This window comes from Yoonia sp. (assembly GCF_017854415.1).
Taxonomy (GTDB): domain Bacteria; phylum Pseudomonadota; class Alphaproteobacteria; order Rhodobacterales; family Rhodobacteraceae; genus Yoonia.
Genome location: NZ_JAFMHR010000100.1, coordinates 1 through 11,533, shown reverse-complemented (window position 1 = coordinate 11,533; position 11,533 = coordinate 1). Strand labels below are relative to the sequence as shown.

At 54.6% G+C, this 11,533-nt stretch carries 12 protein-coding genes; 4 read left to right on the top strand and 8 right to left on the bottom strand.

The genetic code is table 11. The features are described 5' to 3' along the window. Together QZ197_RS11605 and QZ197_RS11600 are read left to right on the top strand one after the other, a co-directional pair. The coding region (locus QZ197_RS11605; protein ID WP_296432136.1) for a DUF3179 domain-containing protein at positions 1-730 on the top strand (730 nt) is incomplete at its 5' end. Between the two features lie 112 nt (positions 731-842). After that, positions 843-1,742 carry a DMT family transporter gene (locus tag QZ197_RS11600; RefSeq protein WP_296432135.1) on the top strand — a complete coding sequence of 300 codons (900 nt, stop codon included), beginning with the start codon at positions 843-845 and terminating at the stop codon, positions 1,740-1,742. Here the strand turns inward: QZ197_RS11600 and QZ197_RS11595 are convergent. From QZ197_RS11595 to QZ197_RS11580, 4 genes are read right to left on the bottom strand one after another with little or no spacing between them, the layout of a single operon-like run. Continuing rightward, positions 1,717-3,132: a protein adenylyltransferase SelO gene (locus QZ197_RS11595; RefSeq protein WP_296432137.1), complete on the bottom strand. Its 1,416-nt coding sequence runs from the start codon at positions 3,130-3,132 to the stop codon at positions 1,717-1,719. The genes QZ197_RS11600 and QZ197_RS11595 overlap by 26 nt on opposite strands. Continuing rightward, positions 3,132-4,073 (bottom strand): nucleoside hydrolase, encoded by a 942-nt coding sequence (locus QZ197_RS11590; RefSeq protein WP_296432134.1) that lies wholly within the window; start codon positions 4,071-4,073, stop codon positions 3,132-3,134. The genes QZ197_RS11595 and QZ197_RS11590 overlap by 1 nt, the downstream gene beginning before the upstream one ends. 60 nt (positions 4,074-4,133) lie before the next feature. Then, complete coding sequence (locus QZ197_RS11585; protein ID WP_296432133.1) at positions 4,134-4,343, bottom strand: hypothetical protein; 210 nt, start codon at positions 4,341-4,343, stop codon at positions 4,134-4,136. Next, complete coding sequence (locus QZ197_RS11580) at positions 4,340-5,494, bottom strand: aromatic ring-hydroxylating dioxygenase subunit alpha (protein WP_296432132.1); 1,155 nt, start codon at positions 5,492-5,494, stop codon at positions 4,340-4,342. The genes QZ197_RS11585 and QZ197_RS11580 overlap by 4 nt, the downstream gene beginning before the upstream one ends. Before the next feature lie 331 nt (positions 5,495-5,825). Between QZ197_RS11580 and QZ197_RS11575 the strand changes: the two genes are divergently transcribed. After that, positions 5,826-6,068: a hypothetical protein gene (locus QZ197_RS11575; RefSeq protein ID WP_296432131.1), complete on the top strand. Its 243-nt coding sequence runs from the start codon at positions 5,826-5,828 to the stop codon at positions 6,066-6,068. A gap of 44 nt (positions 6,069-6,112) precedes the next feature. Here QZ197_RS11575 and ilvN read toward each other — a convergent pair whose 3' ends face one another. From ilvN to yghU, 4 genes are all read right to left on the bottom strand, one after another. Further along, the gene (gene ilvN / locus QZ197_RS11570) at positions 6,113-6,679 is read right to left on the bottom strand and encodes an acetolactate synthase small subunit (protein WP_296432130.1); all 567 of its coding nucleotides are present in this window, start codon (positions 6,677-6,679) and stop codon (positions 6,113-6,115) included. 50 nt (positions 6,680-6,729) lie between these two features. Next, the gene (locus QZ197_RS11565; protein ID WP_296432129.1) at positions 6,730-8,484 is read right to left on the bottom strand and encodes an acetolactate synthase 3 large subunit; all 1,755 of its coding nucleotides are present in this window, start codon (positions 8,482-8,484) and stop codon (positions 6,730-6,732) included. A gap of 274 nt (positions 8,485-8,758) precedes the next feature. Continuing rightward, positions 8,759-9,676: a calcium/sodium antiporter gene (locus QZ197_RS11560; protein WP_296432128.1), complete on the bottom strand. Its 918-nt coding sequence runs from the start codon at positions 9,674-9,676 to the stop codon at positions 8,759-8,761. A 91-nt stretch (positions 9,677-9,767) separates the two neighbouring features. Continuing rightward, on the bottom strand, positions 9,768-10,640 hold the full coding sequence (gene yghU / locus QZ197_RS11555) for a glutathione-dependent disulfide-bond oxidoreductase (protein ID WP_296432127.1): 873 nt from the start codon (positions 10,638-10,640) through the stop codon (positions 9,768-9,770). Positions 10,641-10,855: 215 nt separating this feature from the next. Between yghU and QZ197_RS11550 the strand changes: the two genes are divergently transcribed. Next, on the top strand, positions 10,856-11,533 hold a 678-nt coding region (locus tag QZ197_RS11550; RefSeq protein WP_296432125.1), incomplete at its 3' end, for a LysM peptidoglycan-binding domain-containing protein.

The following is an 11,533-nucleotide window of genomic DNA, read 5'->3' as shown; positions in this document are numbered from 1 at the left end:
CTTAGAGATCGAGGGCGAAGTCCCGCGTGCTTATCCGATCCGCTATCTAACCTGGCATGAGATCGTGAATGACGTCGTGGGCGATATTCCGGTTGCAGTGACCTTTTGTCCGCTGTGCAATTCTGGGATCACATTTGACCGACGCATTGCGCAAGGAACGCTAAGTTTCGGGGTATCGGGCAAGCTGCGCAATTCCGATATGATCATGTTTGACCGCGAAACCGAAAGCTGGTGGCAGCAAGCGATTGGCGAGGCAATCGTGGGTGATTTGACGGGAACAGAATTACAAACTTTGCCCAGTTGGATGGAAAGCTGGGAGGCATTCACGACCCGCAACCCCGAAGGCCTTGTGATGCAGCAGCCCGCGTTTAGCCGCGATTATGGCGCGAACCCCTATGTGCGCTACGATAGCTCGCACCGTCCGTTTCTTTATTCCGGTGAAATGCCGCCTCATGATATTCCCGCCTTGGCGCGGGTTGTCCGGGTCGGCGATCAGGCTTGGCCGCTGACACGGTTGTCTGACGAAGGCACGTTTACGGAAAACGGGATCACCTTTAGCTGGTCCGAAGGGCAGGCGTCGGCTTTGGACACTGCATCGATCGGGCAAGGTAAAGAGGTCGGCAATGTGCGCGTCCGCAATACTGCGGGGCAAGATTTGGCCCACGACGTTATGTTCGCCTTCGCCTTTCATGCGTTCTGGCCCGAGGGTGAATGGATGATTGGCAACTAATCTATCTGCGTGATTGCTGCGTCGGAGCCTCCGGCGGGAGTTTCAGGGGCAAGATGATAAACTCAAACTGGTTCTGCTTGACAGTCCGCGCGAAGCAGCATCGTCTGCGTCGATGGAAAAGAAAACACAGATTGATCTTTTTGGCGTCGTGGCGCTGACCAGTTTTGCGTTGTTACTGGCCTTCAATCAGGTTGTGATAAAAGTGACGAATGGCGGGTTGCAGCCGGTGTTCTTTGCTGGTGTGCGCTCTGCGGGGGCGGTCATATGCATTTTGTTGTGGCTCTGGTGGCGCGGTGTTCCGTTGCGGTTCGAGCGCGGCACGCGCGTTGCAGGATTTGCGATAGGGTGCGTCTTTGCCTTTGAATTCATGTGCCTGTTTGTCGCCCTTGATTTGACGGCAGTCAGCCGCGCAAGCGTGATTTTCTATTCGATGCCGGTTTGGCTAGCGATTATGGCGCATTTTATTTTGCCCGATGACAAGATCACGTCGCTTAAAGCAGTGGGCCTTGCACTGGCGCTTGGTGGCGTCGCAATCGCGATCCTCACGCGGGACGACGGCGCAGGCAGTTTTTGGGGTGACTTAGCTGCATTGGGCGCCGCTATCGGGTGGGCTGTGACGGCGATGTTGGCCAAAGCGTCGTCCTTGTCGCGGGTGCGCCCTGAAATCCAACTCTTGTGGCAAGTCGGCATATCTGCACCGCTTTTGTTGATCGCCGCGCTGTTTTTCGGCCCCTTCATTCGTGATCTAGAGCCGATCCATATTGCAGGTCTGCTATTCCAGATTGTCGTCGTCGTCAGCGCGGGCTTTATCTTTTGGCTATGGCTTTTGTCGATCTATCCTGCCTCTGGCGTCGCCTCGTTCAGCTTTCTATCTCCGGTTCTTGCCGTGGGATTGGGATGGCTACTTTTGGGCGAAGAGGTTGGCCCAAGTTTGATTGCCGCACTTGTCCTTGTTGCAATCGGGATTTTGCTGATCAACCGCCCGGTCAAGTCCCGCAAAACGTCCGCGTGACCTGCTCATTCTTGCTGGGTGCACGTGCAAAGGGGGCAGTGGCTTCGGTCAAGGACGCGTAAGGATCAGTGACTGCCGCCAATAACGCATGGAAAGGTGCCATGTCACCGGTTTTGCCTGCCACGATCACCTCTTCTATGCGGTGGTTGCGCGGGATGATCTGCGGATTGGCTTGGGTCATGATTGCCGCGGCGCTATCTGATTTGCGCAATGACCAGTGTTCGGCCCATGCGTCAAACGCGTCACGGTTCAGGAATTGATCGCGTGCGGTGTCCGTGTCTAGCGATGCAAATGTATTCGTGAAATCTGCACCGTCTTTGGCCATAAGATCAAGCAGATCGGTGATCAGTTTGCGATCATCCTCACGCGGGTTCGCGAGCCCTAGCTTGGCCCCGAAAACTGCAAGCCATTCTGCCTCGAAGAGTGCGGGCATCCGGTGCACGGCTGCGGTGAAATCCGCGATCGCTTGGTCGCGGTCTGGCATGAGCGGGATCAGTGCGGTTGCAAATTGCGCCATGTTCCACGCCCCGATCCCGGGTTGGTTGGCATAGGCATAGCGCCCGTATTGGTCAATTGCGCTGAACACTGAATCAGGGTGAAAATCGTCTATAAAGGCGCAAGGCCCATAATCAATCGTCTCGCCGGCGATTGACACGTTGTCGGTGTTCATGACCCCGTGGATAAAGCCCAAGCCCATCCATTTCGCGATCAATTTGGCATAGCGCGCGATGACCATGTCCAGCAGTTCTGCAGGTCCATTTGCATCGGGGTAATGGCGTGCAATGACATGATCGGTGAGCGCGTGTAACGCTGCCAAATCCCCTCGGGACGCAAAGAATTGGAACGTACCGACCCTGATATGACTTTGGGCCACACGGGCAATCACGGCTCCGGGCAATCTTTCCTCGCGGTACACATCTTCGCCTGTGGTCACTGCCGCGAGTGCGCGCGTTGTGGGCACGCCCATCGCATGCATTGCTTCGCTGACTAGGTATTCTCGCATCACTGGACCAAGCCACGCTCGTCCGTCGCCACTGCGGGAATAGGGGGTCGGGCCAGAGCCCTTTAGCTGGATGTCGCGGCGGACGCCGTCGGTGCCGATGACCTCGCCCAACAGGACTGCGCGCCCGTCACCCAGACGCGGGTTCCAGTTGCCGAACTGGTGACCGGCATAGACTTGGGCCAGCGGGGCGGCCCCGTTTGGTATATGATTGCCTGCGAAAACCTGTGCTGCTTCGGGTCCTGTGACGTCTGCGGGATCAATCCCAAGGATCGCCGCAAGTTCCGCATTTGCTGCAATCAGCTTGGGTGCTTCAACAGGTGTTGGCAATTGCGCTGTGAACATCTGGGGCGGCAGTTTCGCGTAAGAATTATCAAAAGGAATATGCATCATAGTCGCGCCAACCGTGTTGCGAGCAGCTCGAAAAACCCTTCTGCTGCAATGTCTTTGATGAACAACGCATTCGCGGGGCGGTCCGTGACCCGCCACCAGTCTGCCACGGTCATTCCTAGTGTCAGGGGGGATTCCGTTTCAATTTCGACGTTGATGTGTCGTCCGGCGAACAAGTGCGGGGCGATCAGATAGGCAATCGTGCAGGGATCATGTAGTGGCGCGCCCTCTGACCCGTATTTTTCCATATCGAAGCGTTCGAAAAAGTCGGTCCATGCGGCGACCATATCGCCCACGGGTGTTTTCATGGCGCGAAATGCATCGATGCGTGGTTTGGTGGTCAGTGCCTTGTGCGTCACATCCAAAGGCATAACGACCAATGGCACCCCTGCGCCAAAAACAATCTTTGCGGCTTCGGGATCAACGTAGATGTTGAACTCTGCCGTAGGAGTGATGTTGCCCACCTCAAAATAAGCACCACCCATCAGCACGATTTCTTGCACGCGTGCGATGATATCTGGCGCGCGTTCAAACGCCACCGCGATATTCGTCAAAGGACCAATCGGGCACAGCGTCACTGTTCCGCTGGGCTCTGTGCGCAGCGTTTCGATAATAAAATCAACGGCATGCTGGTCTTGCAGCGGCATTGTTGGGGCTGACAATTGCGGCCCGTCTAGGCCCGTTTTGCCGTGAACATGTTCTGCCGTGACCAGTTTGCGTTTCATTGGTGCATCGCAGCCCGCAAAGACCAAAGTATCTGGCTTGCCTGCCAACTCACACACGATCCGCGCGTTTTTCTCGGTCAGGGCGAGTGGCACATTGCCTGCAACAGCCGTGATGCCCAGCACGTCAATTTCTTCGGGTGAAGCGAGGGCAAGCAGGATCGCAACCGCGTCGTCTTGGCCGGGGTCCGTGTCGATAATGATTTTGCGCGGGGTCATGTCTGCGTCCTGTTTGGGGTTGCCCCTAAAGTGGGCCGAGTAGGGCGCAGGGGCAAGGGGTCAGACGCGACCATGAGCCTTAAGGCGGTGATAAAGCGCATCTGCCGCTGGATCGCCAAGCTCAAGCGCGAAAATATAGGCGTGGGTCATGTAAAAACAGGCCGTATCAAGATGATCGGTAATATCTGCCGCTTCTGTATACAGATCAACCAACGCCTTGCGATCACCGCGTGCGTGGGCCGCCAGCAATCGATCTTGCAATGAGTTCATTGCGCCGCGATGTGGTCTGCGACTTTGCCAGCAACCCAGTCGTGAAAGCAGTGCGTTGGCCCATCCATCGCGGGGCTAAAGCGGCCGCCGTCGAATGCGGGCGCATTGCGGCCTTTCTGCATGCCTTCAACGACGAACACATCCTCGGTGAACACGTCTTTCCATTGTGCGGCGTTCTTTGTCCGAAGGGTCGTTTCCGTCTCGGGGGATGCATAGAATAGATGGATATGTTCGCGGGTCTGGGTCTGTGCGACAGGTTCAAGGACAATGACGAATGTATGGTCGCGCTGCACACCAAGCAATACATTAGGATAGACAGTGATATATTCACCGCCCGTCGTCCATTTGTCGTCAAGACCCGCGAAATCCGGAAAAACCGCGCCATTTTCGCCAGTAAGCTGGCGGTAAACAAGCGTGCCTTGCCCTGAATACTTGCCCTTTTCATCTATATTATAATGGTCTTCGAGGCGCGAATAGCTGTTCAAACCAGGATGCACCCAAGGCAAATGATAGCTTTCGCAGTAGTTTTCGACGGCGAGTTTCCAGTTGGTTTTCACAGGCAACATAAAGGTGCTGTCAACCCCGCCATGATGCATCGGTTGGTCGAAGTCGGCCCAGCGGGCAATCAACTCTGCATGGATTTCTTCAAAGGGGGCGGCATTCCCGTCGACATTGATAAAGACGGTTTCAAACCAGATATGGCTGCGCACTTCGATCAGGCCCAGCAGGGATTTATCAATCGCGTCATGCGTATTGTGGCCAGCACCGCCCACATGCGGTGTCGATACCAAACGGCCTTCGGTGCTGTAACACCATGAATGATACGGACAGCGGATAGCACCTTCGATCTTCTTAGGCTCGCTCACCAGGATCATACCGCGATGGCGGCAGATGTTTTGGAACACCCGCACTTGGCCCTTTTGGTCGCGGATCAACAACAGGGGGATGCCCAAGAATTCAATCGGCTTGGCGTCACCATTTTCGGGAACATCAGCAGTCACAGCCAATCCAGACCAATTGGCAAAAAGGACCGCATGCTTTTCGACTTCGAAAACGGCGGGGTCAACATAATGCGCATTCGGCAGCCCATTGGCGGTTTCGATCGGCCTGCGGACCGCGTCGAGCGTGTTCATTGCGATGTGTTGGGCCATGTCTACCTCCTCGGATTGTTGCTCCTTTTAACAGAATCGCGCGCATTCTTGTCGCCTAACCGCGACCGCGGCGTTTCTGACAGCGACATGTGCGAACGGCGGCAAGGGCAGAGGATCGCCTGAAACAGGTCCGCGTATCGGTGCCGTTTTGCCGATTTGATGATACGCATAGACCGCAAGCACGGTCTTGCTGATCAAGGTGCTTGAATTTGGCGATGCGACGCCGCATTTATGCAAAAGAGAACACTGGGATGGAAAAGGGAACGTCATGCGCCCAATTGTTTCCCTGAGGGCGACAATGCCCTTATTATATCCTTATAGGAGAACGAAAATGACACGTACTATGACGCTGATCGCACCATTTGCCTTGCTAACAGCACTGGTGGTGCCCGCTTTCGCACAAGACGCCGCGATCGATATTAATGGCGACGGGATGTATAGCCTGCCTGAGCTTCAGGCCGTCATGCCAGAAATGTCCGAAGATGATTTCGCCGGACTTGATACATCTGGTGATGGTGTGTTGGACGCCGACGAAATTGCCGTTGGCGTCACTGCCGGTATTCTACCAGGCTAAATCATAGGATCCCCCGCACCGTTGCCCTGGTGCGGGGGATTAACTTAAGCGACCGCGCCACGCGACAGTGCCGCAACGCCAGTGCGCGCGATTTCTTGCAAACCAAGCGGACGCATGAGATCTGCGAAGGCATCGATTTTTTCGGGTGTGCCGGTAATCTCGAAAACGAATGATTCCAAGGTGCTATCGACCACACTTGCTCTGAAAATGTCGGCCAGACGGATCGCTTCGATCCGGTCGTTTCCCAAGCCGCTGACTTTGAACAATGCCAATTCCCGCTCGACTGAAGGGCCTTCGACGGTCAGGTCATTGACGGCATGAACATCCACGAAACGACCCAGTTGCGCCTTGATCTGAACGATGATCTGCGGCGTTCCTGTTGTAACAATCGTGATCCGCGAACGGTGACCTAAATGGTCCACCTCGGCCACGGTCAGGCTGTCGATGTTATAACCGCGACCAGCGAATAGGCCGATGACGCGGGAGAGAACACCCGGTTCGTTTTCAACTAGAACCGCCAGCGTATGGCGTTCTTCTTTGTCAGAGAATGTCGGACGCAGGTCGTAGGCCGAATGGCTGGTTGCGCCTTTTTTGATCTTGAGCGGTGACATGAGATGTCCCTTTTATCTAAGTATTCGTATCAATCGGTCAAAATGGTGGTTTACACCATCACTGCGCCATCAGACTTGATCGCTTTGCCCACATCTACGCTGTCGCGCAGCAGCATTTCATTGTGCGGCTTGCCTGACGGGATCATCGGATAGCAGTTCTCGTGCTTTTCAACCAAGCAGTCGAACAAGACGGGACCGTCATGGTTCAGCATTTCCATGATCGCATCGTCCAGATCGGCAGGATCGCTGCACAAAATACCTTTGGCACCAAATGCTTCGGCCAATTTCACGAAATCAGGCAATGATTCTGACCAGCTCGATGAATACCGCTCGCCATGCAGCAGTTCCTGCCACTGTCGGACCATGCCCAAGCGTTCGTTGTTCAAAATGAACTGCTTAACGGGCAGGTTGTACTGCATCGCGGTGCCCAATTCCTGCATGTTCATCAGCCAAGATGCTTCGCCAGCGACGTTAATGACCAATGCATCGGGATGACCCATTTGCACGCCGATGGACGCCGGAAAACCGTACCCCATCGTGCCCAAGCCACCGGATGTCATCCAACGGTTCGGATCTTCAAAGCCAAGGTATTGCGCAGCCCACATTTGGTGCTGGCCAACTTCGGTTGTGATATAGCGGTCGTGCTTTTTGGTCAGCGCTTCCAAACGGGACAGGGCGTATTGTGGTTTGATCACCTTGCCTTGCTGCTCAAACGACAGGCAGTCGACTTTGCGCCAGTCATTAATCTGGTGCCACCACTTTTGGACGCTTTCTTTGTTGGTTTTGCGACCGCGTGATTTCCAGACGTTCAGCAGATCCTCAAGGACGTGCGCGACATCACCCAAAATCGGGATATCGACGGGGATGACCTTGTTGATTGAGGACGCATCAATATCAATGTGCGCTTTTTTGGAACCGGGGCTGAATGCATCCAAGCGGCCTGTGATCCGGTCATCAAATCGTGCGCCGATGTTGATCATCAGATCGCAATCGTGCATCGCCATGTTGGCCTCGTACAGGCCGTGCATGCCCAGCATGCCCAACCAGTTGTCGCCAGAAGCAGGGTAGGACCCAAGGCCCATCAAGGTCGATGTGATCGGGAAACCTGTCGCTGCCACCAATTCGCGCAGCAGTTGGCTGGCCGCAGGACCAGAGTTGATGACGCCGCCGCCCGTGTAGAACAAAGGCCGCTTTGCGGTCTCCATCGCTATCGCCAGCTCGGTGATCATTTCCATGTCACCTTTCACTTGGGGGTTATAATGCGTCTCGACCTGCCGCGCCTCGGTATATTTTCCGGTGGCGAACTGCACGTCCTTAGGGATGTCGATGACAACTGGGCCGGGGCGACCTGATGTGGCGATATGGAACGCCTCATGCATGACGGCGGCTAGCTTGTCAGTCTCTTTGACCAGCCAGTTATGCTTGGTGCAGGGGCGGGTGATGCCGACAGTGTCGCATTCCTGAAAGGCGTCAGAACCGATCATGAATGTTGGAACCTGTCCGGTCAGAACGATGATCGGAATGCTGTCCATCAACGCATCCGTCAAACCTGTTACGGCGTTCGTGGCACCGGGACCTGATGTCACCAATGCAACACCGGGTTTGCCAGTCGAACGGGCATAGCCTTCGGCGGCATGCACAGCGCCTTGTTCATGGCGAACCAGAACATGCTTGATGCTGTTTTGCTGAAAAATCTCGTCATAAATCGGTAGGACGGCGCCACCTGGGTATCCAAAGACTGTGTCCACGCCCTGATCAATCAGTGCTTGTACGACCATTCTTGCGCCCGTCATGGATTTGCTCATTGTTCTCGCGTCCTATCGCTTTGGTTTCTCTTGGTCACAAAAAAACCCCCGATTGTGTCGGGGGCGCATGGGATCATTATGGATCTTACCGTTACCGGCCCATGCGCATATTTCTAATAAGTAGTACGACGTGTGTCATTAGACATCCTTTGTGTCCGGTGACATTAGTGCGGCGCAAAAGGGGGGTCAACCGCCCGGTTGGAGAAAATGTCGTAAAATGGCGTCTTTTCGCAACTTTCTTTCAGTGGGGCGGTAATGCGGGTTTTGCCTGTCCTCATAATTTAGCGGTGCCAACAATATAAGCGGCATATCCAGCCAACATCAGAATTCCCGTTGTCCGGTTGATCTTGCCCAACTTCCAGATGACCAAAACGACGCCAAGCGTGATAGCGATCAGGATAGGCGTGTCGATTGCGAAAAACCGGGGCGCAAGCGGAATTGGGGTTATCAATGCAGTGATCCCAAGGATGCCGAGTATGTTAAAGATGTTCGATCCGATCACGTTCCCGACGGCAATATCACGTTGACCACGGATCACGGCCATCACGGTTGTCGCGAGCTCCGGAAGGGATGTGCCAATCGCCACAATGCTGAGCCCAATCATCGCTTCGGACACGCCGAAATCCCGCGCGATGATTGTCGCGCTTTGGACCAGAAAATGCGCACCTAGAACAACGGCGACAAGACCTGCAAGCAAAGATAGCCCACTGCGGGCGAGACTGCTGTTTTGGGAAATGTCGGCTGGCGCTTGGGAGGCATTGCGCAGGCTCACAAACAAGTATGTGCCCAAAGCCGTCACCAACACTGCGCCTTCAATCACGCCAACGGCACCGGACCAAAACAACACGGGAAGAACGATCGTAGCCCCAATCATCCAGAAAAGATCGCGGCGCACGTCGATAAAGGCGACCGCGACGGGGGCAATAATGGCGGCAAGCCCCAGAATAAGAAGTATGTTGGCAATGTTGGACCCGACGACGTTGCCAACCGCGATCCCCGGTTGCCCGCCAAGCGCCGCAGTCACAGACACCAGTAGTTCCGGTGTTGACGTTCCAAACCCAACAATCGTCAGACCGATGATCATCGGTGCAACGCCAAAGCGCGCAGCGATTCCACTGGCCCCTTTGACCAACCAGTCACCACCAAGAAACAGGCCCAAGAACCCCAAACCAAGTATAAGATAAGTCACCATTGCACCCTCATTTCCCAGTATTAGAGAAGTATGCGCGCGCGACGTTACAAGGTGGTGGCGACACTATATTCCATTCGAAACGGACGCGGTGCTAATCTGCGTCGGCTGGTTTGATCTTGTCCCACGTCTGGGTCTTGAAATCATCCGCGTCATGGCGTTCGCGCAATTGGCCTGCTGGCTCGCCCCATGCTTTGTTTACCATCGCACCTTTGCGGTAAGCGGGGCGGTTCATCACGTCATTGGCCCATCGGTTCACATGCGCATAAGATTCAACATCCAAAAACTCTGCCGCATCATAGACAAGGCCTTTGACCAAAGCACCATACCACGGGGCCGTCGCCATATCGGCAATGGAATAGTCATCGCCACCTAGATATTCGCTGTCTTCAAGTCGTTGATCAAGGACATCAAGTTGGCGTTTGGCTTCCATTGCGAAACGGTTGATGGGGTATTCGAACTTTTCTGGGGCATAGGCATAGAAGTGGCCAAAGCCGCCGCCAAGATAGGGGGCAGAGCCTTGCAGCCAGAACAACCAGTTGAGCGTCTCAGTGCGCACGGCCAGATCACGCGGCAGGAACGCGCGGAATTTCTCGGCGAGGTACAGCAGGATTGCGCCGCTTTCAAAAACCCGCACGCCGGTTTGTTTGTCAAACAGGGCAGGGATCTTGGAGTTGGGGTTCACATCAACAAAACCGCTGCTGAACTGGTCGCCCTCTTGGATGTTAATCAGCCAAGCGTCGTAGTCAGCGCCGTAACCTGCCGCCAAGAGCTCTTCGAGCATGACAGTGACCTTGACGCCATTCGGGGTCGCCAGTGAATGCAACTGCAAAGGATGCTTGCCAACAGGCAGGTCCTTGTCATGGGTCGGTCCCGCGATGGGGCGGTTGATGCTGGCGAATTTGCCGCCGCTTTCGCTATCCCATGTCCAGACTTTCGGGGGCGTATAAGCGGGGGTGTCAGTCATCTTTGTTCCGATCCTGCGTGTTTATGTCGCGATACAATGTGGCTCTTAATGCGCAGGCTGCAAGGCTTGTCTTTGAAAGGCACGCAAAAACTGCATGTCGCGCGGTAAAATGGCGATCTTTCATTGTTTCTACAATAGTCCCTATTTCGTCAACATTTCGCCTTTTTGTGGTGGATAGTGCAGGATGAAGAAACCGACATTTGGAAGGAAGATCTATGTCAACGCTTAAAGCTGTTACAGAAAAAGTCACAATTAAGAAGTTGGTATTTACGAGTTCGACAAGTTTTGCTGCCGTTTTTGCGGCTGCCGCTGGATTTATGATGATCGGTACCGATCAAGCGCAAGCCCAAGAAGAGTGTTCTTCTTATACGGTTGTCCGTGGCGACACCCTGAGCGTCATTGCATCAACGGCTGACGTCGCTGGTGGTTTCCAGTCACTTTTCAATGCAAACACTGATATTCTGGATAGCCCGAACCGGCTTGAAGTTGGTCAGGTTCTGAAAATCCCATGTGCTGACGGATCACTTCCTTCTGGCACCGCACGCGTGGTTGCCACGTCAACCGCACCAGCGCCAACAACATCTGAACCAAACCGCGCACTGCGGATTGCAACGGCGTCCGGTTATGCGCCTTTCACTGACGAAGACCTGCCAGGTGGCGGTATGATCACCCGCATGGTCGAGCGTTCAATGACCTTGGGCAACGAAGATCAGGACTATAGCTTGATCTTTATTAACGACTGGGGTTCACACCTTGAAACATTGCTGCCTTCCGGCGCAATCGACATGGTGTTCCCTTGGTTCAAGCCAAACTGTGATCGCGTCGAAAATCTGTCACCAAGCAGCGCGTACCGTTGTACCGAATTCAACCACTCAGAGCCGTTCTACGAAGTG

Bases quoted from the DNA above. Each gene is read 5' to 3' on its own strand.
- QZ197_RS11600 (WP_296432135.1), top strand. From the start codon at position 843: ATGGAAAAGAAAACACAGATTGATCTTTTTGGCGTCGTGGCGCTGACC.
- QZ197_RS11595 (WP_296432137.1), bottom strand. From the start codon at position 3,132: ATGCATATTCCTTTTGATAATTCTTACGCGAAACTGCCGCCCCAGATG.
- QZ197_RS11590 (WP_296432134.1), bottom strand. From the start codon at position 4,073: ATGACCCCGCGCAAAATCATTATCGACACGGACCCCGGCCAAGACGAC.
- QZ197_RS11585 (WP_296432133.1), bottom strand. From the start codon at position 4,343: ATGAACTCATTGCAAGATCGATTGCTGGCGGCCCACGCACGCGGTGAT.
- QZ197_RS11580 (WP_296432132.1), bottom strand. From the start codon at position 5,494: ATGGCCCAACACATCGCAATGAACACGCTCGACGCGGTCCGCAGGCCG.
- QZ197_RS11575 (WP_296432131.1), top strand. From the start codon at position 5,826: ATGACACGTACTATGACGCTGATCGCACCATTTGCCTTGCTAACAGCA.
- ilvN (WP_296432130.1), bottom strand. From the start codon at position 6,679: ATGTCACCGCTCAAGATCAAAAAAGGCGCAACCAGCCATTCGGCCTAC.
- QZ197_RS11565 (WP_296432129.1), bottom strand. From the start codon at position 8,484: ATGAGCAAATCCATGACGGGCGCAAGAATGGTCGTACAAGCACTGATT.
- QZ197_RS11560 (WP_296432128.1), bottom strand. From the start codon at position 9,676: ATGGTGACTTATCTTATACTTGGTTTGGGGTTCTTGGGCCTGTTTCTT.
- yghU (WP_296432127.1), bottom strand. From the start codon at position 10,640: ATGACTGACACCCCCGCTTATACGCCCCCGAAAGTCTGGACATGGGAT.